Origin of the sequence: Tenacibaculum sp. SZ-18, assembly GCF_002813915.1 — a bacterium.
Classification (GTDB): domain Bacteria; phylum Bacteroidota; class Bacteroidia; order Flavobacteriales; family Flavobacteriaceae; genus Polaribacter.
In genome coordinates this window covers 3,744,534-3,770,104 of sequence record NZ_CP019335.1, presented here as the reverse complement: position 1 = coordinate 3,770,104, position 25,571 = coordinate 3,744,534, and the positions used below count along the sequence as shown (strand labels likewise).

Annotated in this window: 22 protein-coding genes; 8 read left to right on the top strand and 14 right to left on the bottom strand. The window is 31.5% G+C overall.

Translation table 11 applies throughout. From position 1 onward, the window contains the following. Positions 1–41: 41 nt before the first annotated feature. From BTO06_RS17125 to BTO06_RS17110, 4 genes are all read right to left on the bottom strand, one after another. Positions 42–623, bottom strand: a complete 582-nt coding sequence (locus tag BTO06_RS17125; RefSeq protein ID WP_100926458.1) for a glutaminase — start codon at positions 621–623, stop codon at positions 42–44. A gap of 344 nt (positions 624–967) precedes the next feature. Next, the gene (locus tag BTO06_RS17120) at positions 968–1,813 is read right to left on the bottom strand and encodes a hypothetical protein (RefSeq protein WP_100926457.1); all 846 of its coding nucleotides are present in this window, start codon (positions 1,811–1,813) and stop codon (positions 968–970) included. A gap of 220 nt (positions 1,814–2,033) precedes the next feature. Continuing rightward, positions 2,034–3,935, bottom strand: a complete 1,902-nt coding sequence (locus BTO06_RS17115) for a hypothetical protein (RefSeq protein ID WP_100926456.1) — start codon at positions 3,933–3,935, stop codon at positions 2,034–2,036. 70 nt (positions 3,936–4,005) lie between these two features. Then, positions 4,006–4,932, bottom strand: coding sequence for a PfkB family carbohydrate kinase (locus BTO06_RS17110; RefSeq protein WP_100926455.1), 927 nt, complete (start codon positions 4,930–4,932; stop codon positions 4,006–4,008). A gap of 75 nt (positions 4,933–5,007) precedes the next feature. On the opposite strand from BTO06_RS17110, the gene BTO06_RS17105 reads away from it, so the two are divergent. From BTO06_RS17105 to BTO06_RS17080, 6 genes are all read left to right on the top strand, one after another. Next, positions 5,008–5,433, top strand: a complete 426-nt coding sequence (locus BTO06_RS17105; protein WP_100926454.1) for a SufE family protein — start codon at positions 5,008–5,010, stop codon at positions 5,431–5,433. Between the two features lie 9 nt (positions 5,434–5,442). Further along, positions 5,443–5,763 (top strand): DUF59 domain-containing protein, encoded by a 321-nt coding sequence (locus BTO06_RS17100; protein ID WP_100926453.1) that lies wholly within the window; start codon positions 5,443–5,445, stop codon positions 5,761–5,763. Positions 5,764–5,773: 10 nt separating this feature from the next. Continuing rightward, positions 5,774–6,280 (top strand): DUF2480 family protein, encoded by a 507-nt coding sequence (locus tag BTO06_RS17095; RefSeq protein ID WP_100926452.1) that lies wholly within the window; start codon positions 5,774–5,776, stop codon positions 6,278–6,280. A gap of 16 nt (positions 6,281–6,296) precedes the next feature. Continuing rightward, complete coding sequence (locus BTO06_RS17090) at positions 6,297–7,163, top strand: DUF3078 domain-containing protein (RefSeq protein ID WP_198517104.1); 867 nt, start codon at positions 6,297–6,299, stop codon at positions 7,161–7,163. A gap of 88 nt (positions 7,164–7,251) precedes the next feature. Then, complete coding sequence (locus BTO06_RS17085; RefSeq protein ID WP_100926451.1) at positions 7,252–8,082, top strand: DUF3078 domain-containing protein; 831 nt, start codon at positions 7,252–7,254, stop codon at positions 8,080–8,082. Positions 8,083–8,154: 72 nt separating this feature from the next. After that, positions 8,155–9,228 carry a CNNM domain-containing protein gene (locus BTO06_RS17080; protein WP_100926450.1) on the top strand — a complete coding sequence of 358 codons (1,074 nt, stop codon included), beginning with the start codon at positions 8,155–8,157 and terminating at the stop codon, positions 9,226–9,228. Positions 9,229–9,571: 343 nt separating this feature from the next. Here BTO06_RS17080 and BTO06_RS17075 read toward each other — a convergent pair whose 3' ends face one another. From BTO06_RS17075 to BTO06_RS17060, 4 genes are all read right to left on the bottom strand, one after another. Then, positions 9,572–12,430, bottom strand: a complete 2,859-nt coding sequence (locus BTO06_RS17075) for a TonB-dependent receptor plug domain-containing protein (protein ID WP_100926449.1) — start codon at positions 12,428–12,430, stop codon at positions 9,572–9,574. A 46-nt stretch (positions 12,431–12,476) separates the two neighbouring features. Next, positions 12,477–13,190 (bottom strand): energy transducer TonB, encoded by a 714-nt coding sequence (locus BTO06_RS17070; RefSeq protein WP_157811914.1) that lies wholly within the window; start codon positions 13,188–13,190, stop codon positions 12,477–12,479. A gap of 190 nt (positions 13,191–13,380) precedes the next feature. After that, positions 13,381–14,571: a GTPase HflX gene (hflX, locus tag BTO06_RS17065; protein ID WP_100926447.1), complete on the bottom strand. Its 1,191-nt coding sequence runs from the start codon at positions 14,569–14,571 to the stop codon at positions 13,381–13,383. A gap of 59 nt (positions 14,572–14,630) precedes the next feature. Next, positions 14,631–15,194 (bottom strand): class I SAM-dependent methyltransferase, encoded by a 564-nt coding sequence (locus BTO06_RS17060; protein WP_100926831.1) that lies wholly within the window; start codon positions 15,192–15,194, stop codon positions 14,631–14,633. Between the two features lie 46 nt (positions 15,195–15,240). On the opposite strand from BTO06_RS17060, the gene BTO06_RS17055 reads away from it, so the two are divergent. Both BTO06_RS17055 and BTO06_RS17050 read left to right on the top strand, forming a co-directional pair. Next, positions 15,241–15,933, top strand: coding sequence for a ComF family protein (locus tag BTO06_RS17055; protein ID WP_100926446.1), 693 nt, complete (start codon positions 15,241–15,243; stop codon positions 15,931–15,933). A gap of 45 nt (positions 15,934–15,978) precedes the next feature. Further along, positions 15,979–17,595: an Ig-like domain-containing protein gene (locus BTO06_RS17050; protein ID WP_157811913.1), complete on the top strand. Its 1,617-nt coding sequence runs from the start codon at positions 15,979–15,981 to the stop codon at positions 17,593–17,595. Positions 17,596–17,703: 108 nt separating this feature from the next. Here BTO06_RS17050 and BTO06_RS17045 read toward each other — a convergent pair whose 3' ends face one another. The 6 genes from BTO06_RS17045 to BTO06_RS17020 form a co-directional block, all read right to left on the bottom strand. Beyond that, entirely contained in the window at positions 17,704–18,414 is a 711-nt protein-coding gene (locus BTO06_RS17045) for an energy transducer TonB (RefSeq protein WP_100926444.1), read from the bottom strand. Between the two features lie 274 nt (positions 18,415–18,688). Beyond that, the gene (locus BTO06_RS17040) at positions 18,689–19,174 is read right to left on the bottom strand and encodes a hypothetical protein (RefSeq protein WP_100926443.1); all 486 of its coding nucleotides are present in this window, start codon (positions 19,172–19,174) and stop codon (positions 18,689–18,691) included. Positions 19,175–19,304: 130 nt separating this feature from the next. Continuing rightward, positions 19,305–20,993 (bottom strand): glutamine--tRNA ligase/YqeY domain fusion protein, encoded by a 1,689-nt coding sequence (locus BTO06_RS17035; protein ID WP_100926442.1) that lies wholly within the window; start codon positions 20,991–20,993, stop codon positions 19,305–19,307. 99 nt (positions 20,994–21,092) lie between these two features. Then, positions 21,093–22,949, bottom strand: a complete 1,857-nt coding sequence (locus BTO06_RS17030; protein ID WP_100926441.1) for a M1 family metallopeptidase — start codon at positions 22,947–22,949, stop codon at positions 21,093–21,095. A gap of 66 nt (positions 22,950–23,015) precedes the next feature. Then, positions 23,016–24,683, bottom strand: a complete 1,668-nt coding sequence (locus BTO06_RS17025) for a S8 family peptidase (RefSeq protein ID WP_100926440.1) — start codon at positions 24,681–24,683, stop codon at positions 23,016–23,018. Between the two features lie 5 nt (positions 24,684–24,688). After that, on the bottom strand, positions 24,689–25,534 hold the full coding sequence (locus tag BTO06_RS17020) for an MBL fold metallo-hydrolase (protein WP_100926439.1): 846 nt from the start codon (positions 25,532–25,534) through the stop codon (positions 24,689–24,691). Positions 25,535–25,571 lie beyond the last annotated feature (37 nt).

Here is a 25,571-nt window from a genome sequence, read left to right as displayed (position 1 = left end):
TTATAACCATTTATAATGCTCTTAGGAGAGTGAAAGTATGCTTAAAAAATTGATTCTTCAGTTTCAGTTGTAAATGCTTCTAAAAATTTCATTCCTCGATAATAATTTCCTTTTTCATTTAATTTCGAACTCCAAACCACAATACAATATTTACTTGGATAAACTGCTACAATTCCTCCACCAACGCCACTCTTTCCGGGCAATCCAACTCTAAAAGAAAATTCTCTTGATTCATCATAAAAACCGCAGGTTTGCATAATTGCATTTACCCTTTTTGTTTTACTCAGATTTAAAACGTTATCTCCAGTTGAAGTTGTAAAATTTGGGTTGGCCAAATACATAAATCCTTGTGATAATTCCTGGCAACTCATTTCAATTGAGCACATATGAAAATAAAAATCTAATACTTCTTCAGGTTCATTTTTAATATTTCCAAAAGACTTAATAAAATTACATAAAGCTTTGTTTCTATATCCCACCGAGGCCTCTGATTTAGCTACCGCTTCTGAATAAGAAATATCCGAAGATTTACAGAGTTTTCTGAAAGCAGCTAAAAAATCTACTTTTCGATTCTCATAATGACTTACGAGCATATCACAGATTACCGTTACGCCACTATTCATAAATATAATGTTATCGTGTAAAAATAAATTAAACTAAAAATAATCAGTTTAGTTTTACATATCTTAATTTATTGAATATCGTTTAGAGTAATCACTTCTCTTGTTTATTTTTATGTGTAGATTCAATAAATGCTTACGAAATGCAGGATACTGAGAGTCTTATCATGATGTAATTAGCTGAATATCACAGTCATTCGAATTTAATTTACTAGCAATTGAATTAAAATAATTGATTAAAAACTGTATCAATAGAATTATTACTTAAAAATTCAACATTATATCAAAATTAAAAACCCTTTAACAAAAACTTATTAAAGGGTAGTAGTTATATCCTCAAAATAATATTAATAATGACATGAAGCAAAACCGTAAGCCGTATCTGGTGCTATTGCTTGCCATGTAATTGTATTAGGAATATCCGATTGCTTTGGTAATGGATAGTCTGCGAAGGAATAAAAATCCTTTCCAATGATAGCATCTGGGTTTTTATGATACTCAATGTCACTATCGTTAGGAACAATAGCATTTCCGTTTAGACTGTAGAACCAAAAAGGTAAATGATCTTCTGGTGTGACACCTTCTAAATCGATTGTTATTATAGTTCCATTAATATTAAACTCTGTTATATAAGGCATTAAAGTATTCGTTTTCCCCATGTTGTAATAGGTAGCTGTGTAATTTACATAACCAGAATTTCCGAATATGTCCAGACTTCCTGTCACTTTATCTCCCACAGAAGGATTGTCTAAAGGGACAAACCCCATTGCTTCTCCAAGAGTAGCCGCACTCGTATTATTGTTTTTGTATAACGCATAAACATGATTGGTATATGCCTGATGAGGATCATTTACTGGAGCACCTTTCCAATTCGGAATATCATTATAATAAATAAGGATGGTTGGTAAGTATACTATATCATTATCTGCATACCCAGCAATCTTATGCCCATGATAATTGTGTAAGACGTTTTGTAACAAACGAATGCTACTTCTATAACTACTTAATGGTCTTGAAATACCTAAACCTGTTTTGGCAGTGGCTGGAAGTCCACTAACGCTTCTACGTAAAATAGCTCCATCTGCTTTGCTTAAACCGTTCTGTTTTGATTGTTCTTTTGGATTTTTAATGAATGCTTCTAAGGCATCATTATTTTTTAAAAGCTTGGAAATGTAAGTGTCTAATTGTGACATAATTTTTGATTTTAAAGGTTGGTTAAAAAATTTTTTAAAACCTAAAAATAACTTTGTTTAACCAAACCCTGTTATTGTTAAACAAAATATAACAAAAACAAAACAATCTAATAATAAATTCATAATAACAATATTTATTATTATTTGATTTATTTTCAGTATTTTCTAAGAAAAAAGACCACTATAAATAGTGGTCTTAAAAAATTATTCCAGATAACTCTTAATAAGCTCTCTTATTATTTCCTTCGTAAAAATTAATAAACGCTTGGTTTACTACTCTATGTCCACCAGGCGTTGGATAATCTCCTGTGAAATACCAATCTCCTTTATGTTTTGGACAAGAATTATGTAATCCTTCAACTGTTTGATAAATGATTTCAACATCAGCGTTAATTCCATCCGTTTTCAACATTTCAGCAATTTTAGCAGAAATTTCTTCGTCTGTGAAAGGAGCGTAAACTTCTTTCACAAAATTCACGATATCTTCTTTATCTTCCTTTGCTTGTTGTGCTTTGCATTTTTCGTAAACTTCATCAACAACATGATACATGTCTCTTTCTTTTAATAACTCTAATGCTGCTTTAAAAGCAATAAAATCGCCAATTCTAGCCATATCAATTCCGTAACAATCTGGATAACGAATTTGAGGAGCAGAAGAAACAACTACAATTTTCTTAGGCGATAAACGATCTAAGATTTTAATAATACTTTTCTTTAATGTAGTTCCTCTTACTATACTATCATCTATAATAACTAAGTTATCTGTAGGCTTTACAACTCCATAGGTAACATCATATACGTGTGCAACTAAATCATCACGACTACTATCATCTGTAATAAACGTTCTTAATTTCGCATCTTTAATTGCAATTTTTTCAAAACGTGGTCTTTCAGATAATATTTCTGTTACTCTTTGGGCAGATAATTTTCCTCCTCCGGCTAAAATTTCAGCCGTTTTCTGTTGATTCAAAACATCTTCAGCAGCTTCCATCATTCCGTAGAAAGAAGTTTCAGCTGTATTTGGAATATATGTAAATACCGTATTTGAAATATCGTCATTAATCGATTTCAATATCTCTGGAAAAACAAATTTTCCAAGGTTTTTGCGTTCTTGGTAAATATCTGCATCACTTCCTCTTGAGAAATAAATTCTCTCAAATGAACATGATAATTTTTCTCTTTTCTTAATTACTCTTTCTAAAGAAGTACTTCCGTTCTTTTTAATAATTAGAGCTTTTCCTCTAGGTAATTCTTGAACTTCTTCAATTGGAACATTAAATGTTGTTTGAATTACAGGTCTTTCTGATGCTACAACTACTACTTCATCATCTTGATACCAGAAAGCGGGACGAATTCCTGACGGATCTCTTAAAACAAATGCATCTCCATGACCTAATAAACCAGCCATTGCGTAACCCCCATCCCAGTTTCTAGAAGATCTTTTTAAGATTCTTTGAATATCTAAATTCTCCGCAATAAATGGTGAAGCTTGTTTTTTATTGAAACCAGCAGCTTTTGCTTTTTTATAGGTTTGAGCAACCTCATCTTCTAGAAAATGCCCAATTTTCTCCATTACTGTAACCGTATCTGTTGCTTCTTTAGGGTGCTGACCTAGAGTTATTAATTCTTTCATTAATTCTCCAGAGTTGGTCATGTTAAAGTTACCTGCAACTATTAGATTTTTGTGCTTCCAATTACTTTGACGTAAAAAAGGGTGAACATTTTCAATACTATTTCCTCCGAAAGTCCCATAACGAACATGACCCAAAAATAGGTTTCCAATGTATGGCATGTTTTCTTCTTGCCATTGTACATCTTCTAGTTTCTCTGGATCTTTCTCAAAAATATCATTAATTCTATTGTTGATTTGTCCAAAAATATCTTGAATAGGTTGTGTTTTATTCGAACGAATTCTACTAATGTATCTTGTACCTGGGTCAACATTAAATTTAATACTTGCTAAACCTGCACCATCTTGACCACGATTATGCTGCTTTTCCATTAACAAGTACAACTTGTTTAATCCGTAAAAAGCTGTACCATATTTATCTTTGTAATACTGTAGAGGTTTTAATAATCTAACTAGTGCAATTCCACATTCGTGCTTTAAAAAATCACTCATTGTTCTTTTAGTTGTGTTGTGTGTTAGTTTTTCTTAATAAAAAATCCGCGACAAAAAGCGCGGATTCATATTAAACCAATTCTATATCAAATTGTGTTAGTTTTTTAAATGCCTTTAAACGAGATTGTACTTCTGGTTGAGTTAGTTCTTCCATACGTTGTGTACCAAACTTTTCAACACAAAAAGAAGCTAAGTTAGACCCATAAATTATGGCGTTTTTCATGTTTTCAAATGAATAATCACCCGTCTTTGCTAAATATCCACAAAAACCTCCTGCAAATGTATCTCCAGCACCAGTTGGATCAAATACTTCTGCTAATGGCAAAGCAGGAGCAAAGAACATATTATCATCATTAAATAATAAAGCTCCGTGCTCACCTTTTTTAATTACAACATACTTTGGACCCATTTCATGAATTTTCTTTGCTGCATTCACTAGAGAATATTCTCCACTTAATTGACGAGCTTCTTCATCATTGATTGTAATAACATCAATTCTTTTTAAAACTTCATGCAAATCATTTAAAGCAATGTCCATCCAAAAGTTCATAGTATCTAAAACTACTAATTTAGGTCTCACATTCATTTGATCTAAAACAGAAGCCTGGGTCAGTGGATGTAAGTTTCCTAACATTACTACAGGTGCGTCTTTAAAAGATTCTGGAACTACAGGATTAAATGTTTCTAAGACATTTAACTCGGTTATTAATGTATCTCTTGAGTTCATATCGTTATGATACTTTCCACTCCAAAAGAATGTTTTTCCATCTTTTATTATTTCAATTCCTGTAGTATCGATTCCTTTTTCTTGCATCATATCTAAGTACGATTGAGAAAAGTCTCCTCCGACAACAGAAACTACTCCTGTATTCACTCCAAATTGAGACGCTGCTAACCCAACAAAGGTTCCAGATCCTCCTAATATTTTATCAGTTTTACCAAAAGGTGTTTCAATTGCATCGTAAGCAACCGTTCCTACTGCTAATAGTTTACTCATTTATTAATTTTTATCAGTAATTTTGCGAAATAAATACGCAAAACATTTTATAAAGTGCAAAAATAGTTCTAAAAAATGACTATCAAAGAAATACAAGAAGAAATTATCGATGAGTTTTCAATGTTTGAAGACTGGATGGAACGTTACGAGTATATTATTGAGCTTGGAAAATCTTTACCAATTATTGAAGATCAGTTCAAATTAGATGAAAATTTAATTAAAGGATGTCAATCAAAAGTATGGATGCATTCTGAAATTAATGGAGATATTATTAAGTTTACAGCTGATAGTGACGCTATTTTAACAAAAGGAATTGTCGCATTATTGTTACGTGTTTTTTCTGATCAAAAACCACAAGATATTTTAAATGCCGATACTAATTTTATCGACGAAATTGGTTTAAAAGAACATTTAAGTCCAACACGAGCAAATGGTTTAGTTTCTATGGTTAAACAAATAAAAATGTATGCTATTGCTCAACAATCTAAATTAACAAGTTAAAATTTAATGATGACTGAAGAAAACTTAGAAGAATTAGGAGATAAAATCGTACGTGTATTAAAAACTATATTTGATCCAGAGATACCTGTAGATATTTACGAATTAGGATTGATTTATGATGTTTTTATTTCGGAAGAAAATGACGCTAAAATATTAATGACTTTAACATCGCCTAATTGTCCTGTTGCAGAAACGCTACCCATTGAAGTAGAAGAAAAAGTAAAAACCTTAAAAGAAATCAATGACTGTGAGGTTGAAATTACTTTTGATCCAACTTGGACTCAAGATATGATGAGTGAAGAGGCAAAACTTGAATTAGGAATGTTATAAAACCATTTCCATGGCTGAAGAAATTATAAATAGAGTTGCAAACAGTAAGTTAGTTACCATTGATTTAGAAGACTTCTACCCTTCTGGACGACGTGTAAAATTCGATATTTCAGAATGGCTATTTGAAGGTTTACTATTAAAAGAAAAGGATTTTAGACAACAAGTAAAAGACCACGATTGGTCTCAATACAAAGATAGCTATGTTGCTTTGGGGTGTTCGACAGACGCCATTATTCCATCATGGGCGTATTTACTCTTATCTACTCAGTTAAATCCATTTGCCAAAAAAGTAATCGTTGGTAATCTAGATCTTTTAGAAACTGTTTTGTTTTCTGAAATTATTACAAAATTAAATGTTGAAGATTTTACTGATAAACCTGTAATTATTAAAGGTTGTGCGAATAAATCAATCCCACAAAGTGCCTATTCATTTTTAATTGAAAAAATCCAACCCGTAGTAAAATCTATAATGTTTGGAGAAGCCTGCTCTACAGTTCCATTATTTAAGAATAAATAATTCCTAAATCTACGATATGATAAAAAAACTATGTTTAGTTCTTTTATTGCTAAATCAGAATACATTCTCTCAGGATGTAAAAAAAGTACAGGACGATAAAAAAAAAGATAGTATTCCAAAAAAATGGAACACTAAAACCAAACTGGCTTTTATTTTAAATCAGTCTACCTTCTCAAATTGGATTGCTGGTGGAACCAATACCGTTGCTGGAAATTTAAATGCCAGTTACGAATTTAATTACAAAAAGAAGAGATGGAAGTGGGACAATAAAATTACATCTTCCTATGGTTTAAGTTATGTTGATGAACAAGGAGTGCGAAAAACAGACGATCAATTAGAGCTCAATTCATTATTTGGTTATAAATCTAGAAATAATTGGTTTTTCTCATTCTACAATAATTTAAAAACACAATTTACACGAGGCTATGATTATACAGAAAATCCAAAATTAGCAATTTCTGATTTTTTCTCTCCAGCTTACCTGAGTTTTGGACCTGGAATGCTATGGAAGAAATCTGATAATAAATCTATTAATATTGCACCATTATCTTCACGTTTCACCTTTGTTTCTCCTGAATTTTCAGGAAAATATGGTGTAAAAGATGGAAGAACAAGTAGTTTTGGTTTAGGTTTTAATTTATCATCATATTTTAAAATTAACTTAACTGATACATTAAAAATGGAGAATATTCTGGCAGTGTACGCAGACTACCTCGATAAACCACAAAATATTGATATTGATTATCAAATAAACTTCTTCGTTAAAATAAGTAAATACTTCTCAACAAATCTTGGTTTTCACACCATTATAGATGATAATGCTTCAAGTAAAATTCAGTTCAAACAGTTATTTGGTTTAGGACTTAACTATGTTTTTCTATAATTTATGACTTTTTCGATTCTATGTCTCAGAAATAGTTAAAGAAAGCGTATTTTTACCGCAAAAATTTACTCAATTAATATTTTTTAAAATGAAAAAATTATTAGCTATCGCTCTAGTATTTGGAGGATTATCTCTTTCTGCACAGGAAGAAAAAAAGGAAGAAAAAAAGGAAGGATGGAAAAAAGGAGGGACGATATCTTTTCTTTTTAATCAATCTGCATTCAACAATTGGTTAGCAGGTGGTACAAACAGTATTGCTGGTACTTTAGGTGTTAACTATGATTTTAATTATGCTAAAGGAGACTGGACTTGGGATAACAAAATTATAGCATCCTACGGTTTAACTAAATTAAAAGGACAAAGCTTACAAAAAACAGATGACCGTTTTGAGTTTAACTCTTTAGCTGGTAAGAAAGCAAAGGGAAATTGGTATTATTCAGCATTCTTTAACTTTAAGACACAGATGTCTTCAACAGATGTTAATGGAGTTCAACAATCACACTTTTTCTCTCCAGCTTATTTCCAATTTGGACCAGGTATGTTATGGAAGAAAAGTGATAATTTAAAAGTAAATATAGCTCCTGCTACCTCTAAGTTGGTTGTTTTATCTGAAGATTTAGCTCCAGCTTTTGGAGTTGATGCTGGTGAAACTACTCGTTATGAATTAGGTGCATCTGTAAGTGGTTACTATAAATTTAATCTTATGGAAAATGTTTCTATTGAAAACATCATAAACTTATATAGCAACTACCTAGAAGCCCCACAAAATATAGATTTAGATTACACCGTAAATGTTGTTATGAAAATTAACAAGTATTTATCTGCTAATTTAGCATTACAAACTATTTATGATGATAATGCTTTTAAAGGGTTTCAAACAAGAGAAGTATTTGGTTTAGGAGTGAACTATGCTTTTTAAACTCAACTTATAAAACATAACAAACCTCAAGATTAATCTTGGGGTTTTTTTATTTTTACAAAAAAATATAAAATGGGACTATTAATTTTATTTGGTGTTTTATCTATTATTGTATCTTTTTTATGTTCAATACTTGAAGCTGTTTTGTTAAGTGTTACACCAACATTTGTTAACGTAAAAAAGAAAGAAGGTAAATCTTATGCTGATGATTTAGAAGAATTAAAAAAAGATGTAGATAAGCCTTTAATTGCAATTTTAACACTCAACACAATAGCACATACTGTAGGTGCCATTTTAGTTGGTTCACAAGCGGAAACAGTTTTTGCTGAGGATACCGGAAGTGGGATTTTTAGTGGAGTATTTATAGTTTCTGCAATTATGACTGTTTTAATTTTAGTAGCTTCAGAAATTATTCCAAAAACTATTGGAGCAACATACTGGAAATCATTAGCAGGATTTACTACTGGAACTTTAAAGATTTTAATCTTCCTTTTTAGAATTTTTGGTATTATTTGGATTCTACAATTGTTTACCAAAATGTTTGGAAAAGGTGGTCATGGTGAAAGCGTTTTAAGTAGAGAAGATTTTTCTGCAATGACTGAAATTGCTGAAAAAGAAGGTGTTTTTGAAGAAAATGAAAGTAAAGTAATTAAGAACATGTTGAACTTTAAAGATGTTTGGGCGAAACATATAATGACACCAAGAACAGTTTTAAAAACAGCGAACGCATCTCAGACAATTCAATCGTTTTTTGATGAAAATCCTACTTTACGTTTTTCACGTATTCCTTTGTACGCAGATACAACTGATAACATCATTGGGTACTTCTTAAAAGATCAGCTTTTAGAAGCGATTATTCGTGGTAAAGGAGGGGAAAAACTTGAAACTATTAAACGTGACATTATTGTAACCAAGAGAGAATTACCAATTCCTGAGTTATTTGAACAATTAATTGAAAAGAGAGAGCATATTGCTTTAGTGGTAGATGAATATGGGTCGGTTAGTGGTATTGTTACTCAAGAAGATGCGATAGAGACGTTATTAGGTCTTGAAATCATGGATGAAAGTGATAAGGTCGCTAACCTTCAAAATCTGGCGAGAAAAAGTTGGGAACAACGCGCAAAAAGGTTAGGAATTATTGAATAAAAACCTATTCAACTAAAATCATTTTGAGATAAACAATCCTGGGCGAATGCTCGGGATTATTTTATTTATATAACCCTATAAAAGTTGTTTCACTAATAAGCACTAACAATAGAATATTCTATTATCTCTTTTATTGGTTGAGCAACAAAATAGTTATCACCGAATTATTGAATTCCTCGAAACTTAATTCTTGATTTAACATCTGAAGTGTTATAATTTATATTTTTTTATCTGTTTAGTAACTCATAAATGTTAGCTTATTTTAGCACACAAAATTAGTTTTTTTTAACCAAAAAAGGACCAACGTTTCCGCTGGTCCTTTTAATATTTATGCTTTCTATTACTAATTATTTATTGTCCACGAGATATAATACTGCGATCCAATAAAACCAGCCCCTGGAACTGATGTGTAATTTTTACCTGTTAAATTAGTTCCTCCTAATTTAATTTGAGACTTTAACTTGGGAATTCCTAAGCTTAATTGTGCGTCTAATACGAATCTATCTTCTACCATTGCATCAATAAATCTTGATTGGTACAAGAATTCATCTTGCCACCTTACGTTTACTCCAAAACCGAAGTTTTTGTACAATCTCTCATGACCTAATTGTAATTTAACTTGATGCTTTGGTGTATTAAATGACGGTTTAAAGTCTATTGTCTCTGCATCTACACTGAAATCTGAGAATGTATAACTACCACCAAAATCAAATCCTCCGAATACCTTTCCAGAAAACCCTGCTGCAAAACCGTAAGTATTAATTTTTGAACTTGTATTCGTTCTTAAGATATATCGTAATACGTCATTATTTACTACCGCGGTCACCGCTTCTGTTCCTATTCCTGAATCTGGTATTGTTGGGTTGTCAACATCTCCATAGAAAGGAGTTAACACCTCTTTTGTTGTAATAAAATCTTCATGGAAGTTATAATAACCTACAATATCAAATTCAAATAGTTTTCCCGCCAAATCAACAGCCCCTCTATATCCTAATTCAAAAGACTGTACTGTCTCCGGGCGTAACACTTCTAGTTCTGCTTTTTGTAATTGACTTAAATCGGGAGTGTTTCCTAATCTAACATTTGCTAAAAACGCCTCAACAGATTCAGCTGTAAAAGAGTTAGTGAAAGCATCTAAACCTGTTAATGTTGCAGATATAGCTGGATTAGAACGATACGGAGTTACAGTTATTTCTCTTGTCAAGTTCTCTTCAACTGTTCCTAAAAAAACTCTATCTCCTAATTGTAATCCTAAATACTGATCTTGTGAAGTCGGGTTACGGAAGGCTGTTTGAAAACCAATTCTGAAGTTATGATCTCTTCTTTCTCCTACGGCATAAGATAGTGTTGCTCTTGGAGAGAATTTACCTTCGAAGTTTCTTGCTTTATCAAAACGCGCTGTTGCAGTCAACTTTAATCTATCATCGTTGAAGGTTTTCTGAACTTGCGTATAAAGACCATATAATCTATGTCTTATAGGACCATCATCATCTGTATAAACTTGACCTTGAGAAGCTAATGCGAAACTTCTAAAACTACCTCCAATTTGCACATTTGCGAAATCAAAATAATCAGATAAATTCCAGTTTACATCGGCATGATAGTATCCTGTGTTATCAATTAATCTTGCTCCTCCATCACTTAGTGTAGTATTCTTTGCTCTATTTAAACTTGTATTATATTCAGGAGTTCCTGGCTCGAATCTTCCAGATTCAGCTGTAGCTCTTGCAGAGGCGTGAGCTTGTTCATTACTACCTGTTGCAAATAAGGTTGCTAAATATGCAATACCATATTCCCCAAAATATGTTCCATGATCTTTCCAATCATTTGCTACGAAAATACCTGCTAGTCGTGTATCAGTTGTTTGACCTGCATCATTCTCTGTATAATAACCTCGGATAAAGTAATTTTTACCATTTATCTCAAGTTTATATTGCTCCATAAAGCCTTGACGTTGATCATACCTATTACTAGCATGAATAACATTATCGGATAAATGGAATTTTGTTGAGAAAATGATTTCAGTTTCCGATCCTTTACCCCAAGGCCTGAAGTGTAAAGCGTTATCAAATGTTAAAAACTTAGTTCTATAATTATTTAAATCTTCTTCACGATATCCAATTCTTGATACATTTACATTATCAACATTTAACCAACTTCCTGCAGGAATTGGCTGTCCGTTTGGTAATAATACATTTCTATTTTCTAAGCTTCGAATAATATCTCTTAAATTAAACCCGATTTCATCACCATAAACATTTACTCCATCGTATCCTACATCATCTGCATGACTAAATCCTTCTTTAATAACACCTCCTTGCCCAGTTGTATTTCTATAATCTCTTGCATACCAATCTTCACCATTTGTATAAACTATATTAGCTTTAATCGCGAGGTAATCATTAAACTTAAAAGCCAGTCTTGCTCCAACATCATAAAACGCATACGCACCTCTATCTTGTTGTGTGGTAACACCTGATTTGAAATAAGTACTGATTCCATGATCATCAAATGGATTCTTACTTGTCATCAATAAGATACCGTTAAATGCATTCGCCCCATATAATGCCGAAGCGGCACCTGGTAATATCTCGACATTTTTAACATCAAGTTCATTTAAACCAAATAAGTTACCAAATGAATATTCGAATACAGGAATTGAACTTTCTGCTCCGTCTACAAGTTGCACGAATCGGTTATTTAATGTATTTCCAAAACCTCTATTTGATGTTATGATTTTTGTCGAAAAACTATTCCCTAATACGTCAATTCCTTTCAAATTCCCTAAACTTTCATAGAAATTAGGAGAAGCCGTTCTCTTGATGTATTTCCCATCAATTCTCTCAATTGTTACAGGAGACTCCATAACTCGTTCAGGAGTTCTCGAAGCTGAGATAACTACTTGATCTAAAATAAAGGCTTCTTTTAAAATCACATTAAGATCATCTGAAATACTCGAAACCTGAACTATTTCAGTTTGAAAACCAACTGAAGTAATATTCAAGGTTACAGGAAACTTTTTAACTGCTATAATAAATTCACCATCAATATTAGAAGTTACAGATGTTCCTTCACTTGATGTAATAGTAGCTCCGGGAAATGGCTCTAAATATTCGTCAAATACTAATCCCGACAATTTATCTTGGGCCAAAATTGTAAGATTTACTGCACAAAAGCACAGTAGAAATAGTTTTTTAATCATAATAAAATACTTATTAATTGATTTTTAGTTTTTTAATTATTAAAAATTAATTATCCTCTAATGCGAAGTTGATTGGAAATCCGTATTTAACTGAAGTAGAAATACCGTTTTTCTTTCCAGGGATAAACTTTGGTAAATTTGAAACTACACGAATAGCTTCATCATTTAATATTTTTGCTCCTTTTGGTCCTAAAGCTTTAATATTCGTAACATTCCCATCTTTATCAATGATAAATCTTACCCATACTTCACCTTGAACTTTATTTACTACAGCATCATTAGGATATCTAAAATGTTGTTGAATATGTTTCATCATCTCATTATTGAAACAATCTAACTGAGCATCACCAATTTCTCCTTTACAAAATGGAAACAAAGGAATATCATTCACTGTACTAAACTTCTCTGCGTTTCGAACTTCTTCTTTTGATAACGTGTTGGTTAACGCCGCTAAATTAGTCCTAAGAGCTAACTTTTTTGAAATGTCAGTGGTTTGGTTTGTACTCGTTAAACCAGAACTACTCAAAATCGTTGCTTCTTTTTGTTTTTTTCTTTTTTTTAAAAACCTTTTTTTTGGAGCCGAAACTCTTACTGATATTTGCCTTGATCTTTTATCCTTTAATTTTTTTGAAGGTTTTATAGTACATTTAGTGATACTATTTAAATCTTCGATGTTGTCCTCAGGAGTTTCACAAATATCTTTTTGAGCAAAAGCATTAATCGAAAGTCCGAATAATGCAAAAATTATAAATTTTCTCATAACTTGGGGATTGACACCATGCCTCATCAACAACTAAGACAGGATGCAATTAAACATCAACTTTTACAATGGGAATATTCTGAAACAAAATTAAAGAATTTTTATGCATGAAATTTATGTTATTAATTTTTGTCTTTTTCAAACCAGTATTAATCAATTGTTAACAATTTCAGTACTACAAGTAGCTATTTCAATATAAAAATTTATTATAAGGGAATATTTTCGTGTGAATTTTCATTACCTCTTCATAAACTTTTTCTTTAAATTCCTCAATATTTGTCTTTTCTCCAGCAGAAATAAAACAAACCTGCTCACTTAAATCATTAACCCATTTATTTTTCCAATCCTCTAACGTAAAATGAGCTTTAGTTTTTTCTGTAACTAAGTCATCTTTATCTATTGTTTCGCAGACATAGGAATCGATTTTATTGAATACCATTACAGTAGGCTTATTAGCGCTATTTATTTCGACCAGTATTTTGTTTACTGATGATATATGATCTTCAAAACTAGAATGGGAAATATCGACCACATGGACAATTAGGTCTGCTTCTCGCACTTCATCCAAGGTAGACTTAAATGATTCGACTAGTTGCGTGGGTAATTTTCGAATAAACCCAACAGTATCTGTGAGCAAAAATGGAATATTCTTAATTACTACTTTCCGTACAGTAGTGTCCAAAGTAGCAAACAACTTGTTCTCGGCAAAAACTTCACTTTTACTTATAAGATTCATAAGTGTTGATTTTCCAACATTAGTATATCCTACCAAAGCGACTCTAACCATTTTTCCTCTGTTCTTTCTTTGAACAGCCATTTGTTTATCAATGTTAACAAGCTTCTTTTTAAGTAATGTTATTTTATCACGAATAATACGTCTATCCGTTTCAATTTCAGTTTCCCCCGGACCTCTCATTCCAATACCTCCTTTTTGCTTGTCAAGGTGAGTCCACATTCTAGTTAAACGAGGCAACAAATATTGATATTGAGCTAATTCAACTTGAGTTTTCGCAGAGCTAGTTTGCGCTCTCCTTGCGAAAATATCCAAAATCAAATTGGTCCTGTCAAGAATTTTACAATTTAAAATTTTTTCAATGTTACGTAATTGCGCAGGAGACAATTCGTCATCAAAAATTGCGGTTCCTATTTCATTAACTTCTATAAAATGTTTAACATCCTCCAATTTTCCAGATCCCAAGAAGGTCTTAGGGTTTGGTTTATCTAATTTTTGTAAAAACCTTTTTACAGGGACTCCTCCAGCAGTAATAGTTAAGAACTCTAATTCATCTAAATACTCTTCCGCCTTATCTTCGTTTTGTAATTGAGTAATAACCCCAATTAAAACTGCCTTTTCAGAAATTACTTTTTTTGTTTCTATCATAAGGCACAAAAGTACAAATTATAAAAAATTGAAATAAGGATAATTGCTACTTTGAGTAATTAGATTTTTGAGCACTGATAAACAAATGCAGGTGGGATGTTGATAGCTTCAAATTGAACTTTTACGTTGTTCTTACCAAAAATATCTTTTAATTTTTTTAGGTAATTTAAAGAATATTGAAATTGAATATACTTACCATCCTCTTTTAAAACTTGATGAGAAGTATTCAAAATATTCATTGAAATTTCTTTTGGAATAATTGAAAGCGGCAAACTTGAAACAATATAATCCGCTTTTTCAAATCCATATTTTTCAATTTCAGACTCAATATTTTCAGCTGACGCCATTAATACAACCAATTGTGGGTGCTCAATTTTTTGCAACTCATTATAAAAGTTCTCATTTATTTCGAAACAAATAATTGTAGTATTGGGTCCTATTCTTTGAAGTAAATGTTTTGTTATTGCTCCATCCCCTGGACCTAATTCAACGATCAGATTCGTAGACTCGAAGTCAACACCTCTAAGCATTCTATCTGCCAAAAACCTGGAACTAGGAACTAAGGTTCCTGAGGTTTTAGCTGTTGCAATTGCTTCTTTAAAAAAATTAAACTTTTTACTCAAAAAAAATGAACTATTTGTATATTTATAAAAAAATTGCTTCGCAAATATGCGTTTTTTAAAAGACTTTTTAAGGGTATTTTTTCCTAATTTATGCGTTGGTTGCTCCAACGAGTTACTTTATTCAGAAAAAGTTTTATGTAATTTCTGTAGTAACGATCTTCCTATATTAAAATTAGACGACTGTACTAGCAATATTGTTACAGCATCTTTTTATGGAAGGACTAAAATAGAAAAATCCTCATCATTTCTTTTCTTCAACAAAAAAAATATAACTCAAAAATTAATTCATAATTTAAAATATAACAATCGTCAAGATATCGGAAACTATTTGGGTTTTTGGTTTTCCGAACTATTAAAGAGTAATCATTTTATGCATGACATTGATGCAATTATTCCCGTTCCAATTCATCGTAAAAAAAAGATAAAACGAGGTTATAATCAGGTTCACACCTTTTGTGATACTTTAGGTGACATCTTTGAGATTCCTGTTTATAAATCAACTCTTTTCAGAAAGTCAAATAATAAATCTCAAACTTCAAAAGACAGATATACTAGAGCTGAAACTATTTCTAAAGATTTTTATTTAAAAGATCATGTTATCTTAAGAAATAAACATGTTGTTTTAGTTGATGATGTTATTACAACAGGAGCAACTATAGAAGCTTGTTGTAAAGAATTGTTAAAAACAGATAATTTGAGAATAAGTGTTCTAAGTATTGCGTTTACCGAGAATAGTTAGCTCTTTTTTTTACTACTTTTGAATTGATTTAAATATATTTTTCTCGTGAAGCTTTTGAAACAATTATTGGTATTCTTCATTCCGTTAAGCCTGCTTTTCCACAATTGTGCACGAAAAGGAACACCAAGTGGTGGACCAAAAGATGAAGATACACCAATTATGGTGTTAGCTAAACCAGCTTACGAAACATTAAACTTTAAAGAAGATAATATTCGTTTGTATTTTGATGAATACGTTGTATTAAGAGATTTAAATAAAAAGCTCATAATTTCTCCTCCATTTAAAACACCTGCATTGGTTACTCCGCAAGGTACACCAAGTAAGTACATAAATATTAAAATATTAGACACTTTAAAAGAAAATACTACATACACTTTTAATTTTGGAGATGCTATTCAAGATAATAATGAAAATAATAAAATAGAAAACTTTAAATATATTTTTTCTACAGGTGATTACATCGATTCTTTAACACTTAAAGGTGGAGTTTATGATGTATTAAAGGAGAAAAAAAGTAAAAATTATAGTCTACTTCTTTACAAGGTTGATTCTATTTACAATGATTCTATTATTTACAAGAAAAAGCCCGACTATGTTTCACGTACAATGGATTCAGTTAATTTTGAATTTACCAATATTAGCCAAGGAAAGTATCGTTTATTTGCATTAGATGAGGAAACTCCAAATTATTTATATAACTCAAAATCTGATCAAATTGGGTTTTTAGATCAAGAAATTTATCTCCCTAAAGATAGTTTACTAATAAAATCTTTAGTGCTTTTCATGGAAGATCAACCATTTAAGTTTAAAAGGGGTAAAGAAATTAAAAAAGGTCGAATTCAATTTGCTTTTGAAGGAAAACAAAAAGATTTGAAAGTGAAACTTTTATCAGATGTACCAAAGGACTTTAAATATTTTTCTAAGTTATCTAAAGCGAAAGATTCATTAAACGTTTGGTACACACCAATGGAATTAGATTCTTTAAAATTTATAGTAACAAACGGAAAGAGTATTGATACCTCGAACGTAAAATTACGTAAAAAACAAATTGACTCACTTTCTGTCAAAACTAATATAAAAGGAAGGAATATCCACTTTAAAGATACCTTAAAAATAACAGCGAACAATCCAATTATCAATGTTGAACGTGAAAAGTTTTCTATGACTATTGCTGATTCAATTAATGTAGATTTTGAAGTAAAAAAACTAGATTTTAATCAACTTGGAATCTTATTTGATATGAAAACACAATCAAAGTACCGTTTAAAAATACTTCCGAATGCGATTGAAGATTTATATCAGGTAAAAACAAAAGATACTTTAAAGTACCTTTTTATTACAAAACAAGTAGAAGATTATGGTGCAATTAATGTAGATGTTAAAAAGAATACTGATAAACCTGTAATTCTTCAGTTGTTAAATAAGGATAAAGTTGTAAAAAGTGTTTACTTAAAAAAATCTGCAAAAATTGAGTTTAGTCTATTAGAGCCTAATGAATATACTTTAAGAGCTATTATTGATGATAATGAAAATGGAGTTTGGGATACAGGTAACTATCTACAGAAAAGACAACCTGAAAAAATTATAAATCATAATTCTGATGAAGAAAAGCTAATACTACGTGCCAATTGGATTCTGCCAATTTCATTTGAAGTTAAATAGTAGTAACTTTTTTAAGTTTCCACTCAACAGAGATTATTAAAATTATTGCAAAAAAAAGAGAGTCCCTAAGCTCTCTTTTATTTTACCTTCACTTTTTTCTCCTAAATATTACAAGGAGAAATCAAGGGAAAGCTGATATGTTAATGGAACAGGAATTCCGTTCTTTGTTGCTGGAGTAAAGCTTGGAAGTTTTTTAATTAACTCCTTGGTATAGTCACTTAATATTTTATCTTTATTAGGGTCTATTACCTCTTGAATTTTAATCGACCCGTTCTTATTAAATAAAAAGTGAACTGTCACTTTTCCTGTTATTTCATCTTCTAAAGCATCTTTTGGGTACTCAAAATTATTTTGAATATGAATTGAAATCTGTTCCTTAAAACACTCTAAAACATCTTTACCTACAAGTTTTCCACAATTTTTAAAAACTGGTATAAAATCAACCTCATATAGTTTAAAAACAGAAGTACTTGTTTTACTTTTGATAATTTTATTAGAAGTGGCAGAAGCTCCACTATTATCTTTTATTCCTTTTGCGTCCAATTCGCTAATCGCTTTAACCGTCTCTTTTGCTTTAAAAACTTTTTTACTATCTGGCTTACGTTTTCTTAAAAACCTACGATTTAAATGACTCAGTCTTAGAAAAACCTGACGCTTAGGTTTTTCGGATTCATCCAGTTTATCATTGATGGCTTTACATTTATCGATACTGTTCAAGTCTTCAACAATAACAACTTTAGAACTGCAGACCTTGTCTGTTTGTGCGGTTAAAATGTTTACTAAAAATAAGTAAACTAACAATCTTAGATGGTTTTTCATCTCGGGGGGGAATTTAAATTGTTTGTTAACTATTATTTATTTTAAATACTCTAAAAAGTATTATGTAGTATTTAGTTCTGTCTTCTAATCTTTTTATAGTGAAAATTCTAATTGAGATTCATAAGACGTAGCTACAGACTTACTATCTTCTCTAGCTAGTTTTAATTTTGGTAATTTTGAAAGTAATTTTATACTGTAAGTTGTAAGTGTTTCAACGTCATTGTCATCAGCAGCATTTATATTTACAATTTTATCTGTCGTATGAATAGTACAATTAACAAGTTACTTTGCAGGTAGTTCCTTCATCTATTGCTTTCTCTGGATACTCAAAATTCTCTTTTGTATATTTAGTAATACCTATCTTAAAACATTCTTTTGATAACTTTTTACCTATATTTTTTTTACAATCAGCAAATACAGGAACATTATCATCTTTATCAAAGGTAAAAATCGAATTGTTCTTAGACGATTTGTTCTTCTTGTCGTCCTTCGCACTTTGACTATTGCTTCTACCAAAAAAATAATCTACTGTCTTCTCTTTTCGTTTTATAAAAAAACGTTTCTTGATTTGTTTATCTATTTTATTATTTCCAGAAACAGTTGATAGCAGCTCTATTTTTTTCTTATAAACAATCTCTACTTCAATATTTTTTGTGGAATTTTTGCCTTTTTTTATTTTAACATTATGTGTGTTGTAATTCTGACAAAGAGCAGTATTACTGGCAATAAAAATTAAGAATAACCATATAACTTTTTTCATTATTGGGGGATATAAAGTATTGGTTTCATAGTATATCGTGAATACTAAAATAATAAAAAAAATTAGTTTTTTAACTTTTTTTAATTCAAAATTAATATGATGAAAAAAATATCATACATAATTAACAATTTTATTTATTCACTTTTGCCCAAGTATCTCTAAGACCTACGGTTTTATTGAATACTAATTTTTCCTTTGTACACTCATTGTCAACATTAAAATATCCTAACCTTTGAAATTGAAATCTATCTCCAATTTTTGCTGTTACCAAACTTGGCTCAACATAAGCTTCAATTTTTTTCAAAGAATTCGGATTCAAAAACTCCATAAAGTCTTTGTCTTTATGTCCATCTGGAGCTTCATCTAAAAACAAACGATCGTAAACTCGAACCTCAGCTTTGACAGCGTGCTTCACAGAAACCCAATGAAGCGTTCCTTTTACTTTTCTTTTACTTTCCTCTGTTCCACTTCCAGATTTGCTTAAAGGATCGTATGTACAATGAATTTCAGTGATGTTTCCATCTTCATCTTTAACACAACTTTCTCCTTTTATGATATAAGCGTTTTTTAAACGAACCTCTTTTCCTAATGCTAAGCGAAAATACTTTCTGTTTGCTTCTTCCTTAAAATCTTCTCTTTCGATATATAATTCCCGTGAAAATGGTACTTCTCTTGAACCAGCATCCATCTCTGGGTTATTTTCTGCTATTAAGATTTCTTCTTCTCCTTCAGGGTAATTGGTAATGACTAATTTTACAGGATTTAAAACTCCCATAACTCTATTAGCAGTTTTATTTAAATCCTCTCGAATTTTAAACTCTAATAAAGCTACGTCAATTACGTTTTCACGTTTAGAAACTCCAACAGTTTCAATAAAATTTCTGATAGAAGCTGGAGTATAACCTCTTCTTCTTAAGCCAGAAATGGTAGGCATCCTTGGATCATCCCATCCAGAGACAATCCCTTCTTCTACCAATTTTAAGAGCTTTCGTTTACTCATGATTGTATAACTCAGGTTCAAACGAGAAAACTCTCTTTGCTTTGGCATTAAAGGAAATGCATCTCTACTATATTCATAAACATTATCTCTAAACCAATTATATAAATCGCGGTGTGGTTTAAACTCTAATGAACATAAAGAATGTGAAATTTGCTCAATATAATCGCTTTCACCATGAGTCCAATCGTACATAGGATAAATTACCCAATTATTCCCTGTTCTATGGTGTTCTTTTTTAAGAATTCTATACATGATTGGATCACGCAACAACATGTTCGGTGAAGCCATATCAATTTTTGCTCTTAAGACATGAGCTCCTTCATCAAACTCACCTTCTTTCATTTTATAGAATAAATCAAGGTTTTCTTCAATACTTCTATCTCTAAACGGACTTGCAGCACCTGGTTCTGTTGGTGTACCTTTCTGTTCAGCCATTGCTTCAGAAGATTGGCTATCTACATAGGCCTTACCTTCTTTTATAAGTTGAACTGCCCAATCATATAACTGTTGAAAATAATCAGAAGAATAACATTCATTTTCCCATTGGTATCCCAACCAAGAAACATCTTTTTTAATTGCATCAACATACTCTTGCTCTTCTTTAGCTGGATTGGTATCATCAAATCTTAGATTTACAGGAGCATTATACTTCTCTCCCAAACCAAAACTAATTCCAATTGCTTTTGTATGTCCAATGTGAAGATATCCATTAGGTTCTGGTGGAAAACGAAAACGTAATTCATCGTTTTTCATTCCATTAGCTAAATCATCTTCAATAATTTGCTCTAAAAAGTTTAGTGATTTCTTTTCTTCTGACATATTCACTTATAATTTACGTGCAAAAGTAGTTATTTTAAAAATAAAAAAGCAGTGAAAACTCGTTGTTTTCACTGCCTTCATTCTATTAGTTAAATATCCTTATTCTATCGAAAAAGTGTTGTTCAACAGATTTACATCTGCCATTAAACCACTCTTATCAACTTTCACAGACTTTACTGATTTATTTGCTTTAAAAGTGTAGGTAGGATATGCCCAACCCCAATCTTTGAGCAATTTAGCATCAGTTGGTTTTGCACCTCTCATAATTTCTATTGGAATATAGAATGATTCTTTAGAACCGTCTGTATATTCGACTTCCAAATCAATAGGCATTGGCATTGCACCAATTCTTTCTAAAGTAATTTCTTTATCATTTACTTGTTTCACACCGTAATCAATTGTATGAGTAGTTTGCGTCCACTCGTTCAAATACCAATCTAAATGAATACCAGAAACTTTCTCTGCAGTTCTCTTAATATCGTTTGGCGTTGGGTGTTTAAAGGCAAAATCGTTGTAATACTTCTTTAATGTTTTCGCAACATTATCAGTACCAATAATATATTCTAGCTGACTTAAGAAAATATTTCCTTTACTATAACTTCCAATGCTGTATGCAAAGTTTGTTTCATATCTGTCTGCATGGGTTGAAAGTGGCTTCTCTTTTCCAGATTGAACTAAATATGCATATCCTCTATAAGAACCAGCATGCGGATTTTCTTTACCTCTTCCCTGAATTAAATCTTCAGCCTTGTTAGAAATATATGTTGTAAAACCCTCATCCATCCATGGATGTTTGCTTTCATTTGTAGCCAATAGAAATTGGAACCATGTATGAGCAAGTTCATGTGCAGTTACACCGAACAAACTTCCCCACTTTCTTTTACCGGTAATTAAAGTACATTGTGCATATTCCATACCTCCATCTCCACCTTGAATAACACTGTATTGCTTGTAAGGATAAGGTCCAATATTCTCACTGAAATAGTTCATTAATTCAGCAGTTTTTGGCTGTAATTTCTTCCAGTTTTCTAAATACTTCGCTTCTAAAGTTTTCTTGTAAAGAAAATGTAAGTTAATTCCATTATCCATTTTATAAACATCATGCTGATATTCAGGATCTGCAGCCCAAGTAAAATCATGAATGTCTTTTCCAACAAAATTCCAAGTTAACTTATCTCCCTTTGGAAGTTTTAAGCTTTTGTTTTTGTTTTCATACCCATGTCCAACTTCTTGAGGATTTTGAAGAGTTCCAGTTCCTCCAACTACATAATTCTTGTCGATATGTAAAGTTACATCGAAATTTCCCCAAACTCCGTGGAATTCTCTAGCTATATATGGAGGTGTATGCCATCCTTCAAAGTCATACTCTGCCATTTTAGGGTACCATTGAGTCATCGACAAAGCAACTCCTTCTTTACTGTTCCTACCAGAACGTCTAATTTGTTGCGGAACTTGAGCATCGAAATCCATAACAAAAGTAACTTTTTTACCTGGTTTAATTGGTTTGGCTAAGGTTACCTCTAAAATAGTACCGACAGTTTCATACTTTACTACTTTTCCATCTTGAGTAAGTGAATTCACCTTAATAAATCCAACTTCCGAAGGACTTAGTTTTGCTATTCTACTTTCTACAACTGGTTTGTCGATTGTACCAGCTTTTGTTACCATTCTTCCATCTGGATCATCAATGGTATGTAAACGCACATCCATTTGTGAATTTGGTTGAAAAGCATTGAAATACAAATGATAAAACACTTTATTTAACTCGTCTGGAGAGTTATTCGTATAGACAAGCTTTTGCTTTCCTTTATATTGATATTTTTCTACGTCAACATCAATATCCATCGTGTAGTCAACTTTTTGCTGCCAATAATTCTTTTGATTACCTGAATTCTGAGCTTGGCTTCCAAAAGAAAACAACAGTACACTTCCTATTGTTAAAATTACATTTTTCATCTCTTTATATTTTAATCAAAAAAAGAGCATTGGATAATGCTCTTTTATATTTATTTCTTCTGTAGATTATTTTCCATTTACTAATCTGTCAGCCATTTTTAATGCATTGTAAGCATTAACAACACGACCTGAAACAGATAATTCAGAGAATGATACTAATTCATCCTTTGTACCTGGCTTTACAACCTTAAAATCAATTTTAGTACCAGAATTCATTAAGATTCTTTTCACTTGGCTTGCAGAAAGCTGTGGATAATAAGAACGGACTAAAGCAGCTACACCTGCCGTTGCAGGAGATGCCATTGACGTCCCACTCTTCTTACCATACTCGTTTTCTGGAGTAGTTGAATAAACAGCTACACCCGGTGCGAAAACATCAACATTTATTTTACCATAGTTTGTGAAAGTTGCTGGTAAGTTTTTATTATAATTTGAACTCATTGCACCAATTGTAATGAAGTTATCCGAAACTTCATTTAATTGATCTGGAGCATCGTTTGGATATGTTTTATCAATATCGATATTTTCACTAGAGTTTCCAGCAGCATTTACAATTAATACATCTTTCTCTGCTGCATATTTAATTGCATCGTAAACCCAGTCTTTGTGGGGAGAGTATCCTTTACCAAAACTTGTATTAATTACTTTAGCACCGTTATCAACTGCATAACGAATTCCTAATGCAACATCTTTATCATACTCATCACCATCTGGTACTGAACGAACTGCCATAATTTTCACATTGTTAGCAACACCATCCATTCCTTTTCCATTACCTCTTGTAGCTCCGATTATTCCTGAAACATGAGTTCCGTGTGACTCATCTTTCACTGAATGACCAGAATTTGGGTTACCGTACCCTGGACTATCATTTATATCTTCTGGATTATCTCCAACTATTTTACGATAATTTTGCTTTAATAAATCACCAGAAATCATTGCCTTATCAGACTCTAATTTTCCTTTAAAATAATTCACCGCTCCTTCTAACTCTGATTTTGCTTCTTGAAGTGATCCAATTCCGAAACCAAAAATTTGTTTTGCTACAGCAACAGAACTTTCTAGATCTGCATTCTCTTTAATCCCTAAAATATCCTGACTTGTGTAATCTGCAGTTTTAAAATGTTTTGTGAATTTTTTATCTGCATCAATAACACCTTCTAACATTTTACCATAAGTCATGCTGTTTTGCTCAACTCTTTGAATTCCTTTTTTAACTTTTTCAAGCTCTTTATTATAGAATTCCTTAACTTCAGCTGCAGTTGTAGCATCAGCAATTGATGGGTTTTGCATAATTCTTTGATATTCTAATAATTCTTTGTACGAATCACCTAAGAAATTCCATCCATTGATATCATCTACATATCCGTTTTTATCATCGTCAATTCCGTTACCTGGAATTTCATCTTCATTTACCCAAGCAACATCTTTAAGATCTTCGTGCTTTAAATCCGTTCCACTATCAACAACACCAACAATAACTTCGACACCTTTTTTTCCTTTTAGGAAGTCATATGCTTTATAAACACTCATCCCAGGAATCGTATCAGTAGCTAGGTCATAATGTTGCCAGTTTTTTCCTTCAGCGTTAGTTAACTCAGCTTTTTTAGCTGGAATATCAATAACTGTATTTGGCCCTTGTGGCACTTCTTTTTTCGCAATATTACCCGCTGTAGAACAACTTGCTAATGCAACTGCTACAGTTGAATATAAAATTGGTTTTATAAGTTTCATGTTTATTAATTAAATATATCTGTAAATTTGTAAGTCTCATTTAATCGCACACCTTTTTCGGTGTGCTTTACTGTAATCAATTCGTTATATGCATCGTGTTCTAGGAATAAGAAATATTCCTTATCTGCGGCCTCAGTTAAAAATGCTTCTTTCTCTTTTAACGTCAGTAAAGGCCTTGTATCATAACCCATAACGTATGGAAGTGGTATATGACCTGCGGTTGGTAATAAATCTGCCATAAAAACAATTATTTTTCCTTGATATTCGATTTTTGGCAACATTTGTTTTTCTGTATGACCATCTTTAAAAATCACATCAAACCCAACATAATCTTTTGCATTTAAATGCAAAAAATTTAATTGTCCGCTTTCCTCTATCGGTAAAATATTCTCTGAAAGGAATGATGCTTTTTCTCTTGGGTTTGGATTTACAGCCCAATCCCAATGACGACTATTACTCCAAAACCTTGCGTTCTTAAAAGCTGGCTCAAAACCAGTTCTATTTTTATTCCATTGAATAGCACCTCCACAATGATCAAAATGTAAGTGTGTTAAAAACACATCAGTAATATCATCTCGGTGAAAACCGTGTTTAGCTAGAGAAGCATCTAATGAAAAATCGCCATATAAATAATAATATCCAAAAAACTTATCGGACTGTTTATTTCCAATTCCAGTATCAATTAATGTTAATCGATTTCCATCTTCAATGAGCATACAACGCATTCCCATTTCAATCATATTTTTGGAATCTGCCGGATTTGTTCTTTCCCATAAAGACTTTGGAACTACGCCAAACATGGCTCCACCATCAAGCTTAAAGTTACCTGTTTCTATTGGATATATACGCATAGGAAACAAATATCTGAAATTTTAACGAAACTTAAAG

Bases quoted from the DNA above. Each gene is read 5' to 3' on its own strand.
- BTO06_RS17125 (WP_100926458.1), bottom strand. From the start codon at position 623: ATGAATAGTGGCGTAACGGTAATCTGTGATATGCTCGTAAGTCATTAT.
- BTO06_RS17120 (WP_100926457.1), bottom strand. From the start codon at position 1,813: ATGTCACAATTAGACACTTACATTTCCAAGCTTTTAAAAAATAATGAT.
- BTO06_RS17115 (WP_100926456.1), bottom strand. From the start codon at position 3,935: ATGAGTGATTTTTTAAAGCACGAATGTGGAATTGCACTAGTTAGATTA.
- BTO06_RS17110 (WP_100926455.1), bottom strand. From the start codon at position 4,932: ATGAGTAAACTATTAGCAGTAGGAACGGTTGCTTACGATGCAATTGAA.
- BTO06_RS17105 (WP_100926454.1), top strand. From the start codon at position 5,008: ATGACTATCAAAGAAATACAAGAAGAAATTATCGATGAGTTTTCAATG.
- BTO06_RS17100 (WP_100926453.1), top strand. From the start codon at position 5,443: ATGACTGAAGAAAACTTAGAAGAATTAGGAGATAAAATCGTACGTGTA.
- BTO06_RS17095 (WP_100926452.1), top strand. From the start codon at position 5,774: ATGGCTGAAGAAATTATAAATAGAGTTGCAAACAGTAAGTTAGTTACC.
- BTO06_RS17090 (WP_198517104.1), top strand. From the start codon at position 6,297: ATGATAAAAAAACTATGTTTAGTTCTTTTATTGCTAAATCAGAATACA.
- BTO06_RS17085 (WP_100926451.1), top strand. From the start codon at position 7,252: ATGAAAAAATTATTAGCTATCGCTCTAGTATTTGGAGGATTATCTCTT.
- BTO06_RS17080 (WP_100926450.1), top strand. From the start codon at position 8,155: ATGGGACTATTAATTTTATTTGGTGTTTTATCTATTATTGTATCTTTT.
- BTO06_RS17075 (WP_100926449.1), bottom strand. From the start codon at position 12,430: ATGATTAAAAAACTATTTCTACTGTGCTTTTGTGCAGTAAATCTTACA.
- BTO06_RS17070 (WP_157811914.1), bottom strand. From the start codon at position 13,190: ATGAGAAAATTTATAATTTTTGCATTATTCGGACTTTCGATTAATGCT.
- hflX (WP_100926447.1), bottom strand. From the start codon at position 14,571: ATGATAGAAACAAAAAAAGTAATTTCTGAAAAGGCAGTTTTAATTGGG.
- BTO06_RS17055 (WP_100926446.1), top strand. From the start codon at position 15,241: ATGCGTTTTTTAAAAGACTTTTTAAGGGTATTTTTTCCTAATTTATGC.
- BTO06_RS17045 (WP_100926444.1), bottom strand. From the start codon at position 18,414: ATGAAAAACCATCTAAGATTGTTAGTTTACTTATTTTTAGTAAACATT.
- BTO06_RS17040 (WP_100926443.1), bottom strand. From the start codon at position 19,174: ATGAAAAAAGTTATATGGTTATTCTTAATTTTTATTGCCAGTAATACT.
- BTO06_RS17035 (WP_100926442.1), bottom strand. From the start codon at position 20,993: ATGTCAGAAGAAAAGAAATCACTAAACTTTTTAGAGCAAATTATTGAA.
- BTO06_RS17030 (WP_100926441.1), bottom strand. From the start codon at position 22,949: ATGAAAAATGTAATTTTAACAATAGGAAGTGTACTGTTGTTTTCTTTT.
- BTO06_RS17025 (WP_100926440.1), bottom strand. From the start codon at position 24,683: ATGAAACTTATAAAACCAATTTTATATTCAACTGTAGCAGTTGCATTA.
- BTO06_RS17020 (WP_100926439.1), bottom strand. From the start codon at position 25,534: ATGCGTATATATCCAATAGAAACAGGTAACTTTAAGCTTGATGGTGGA.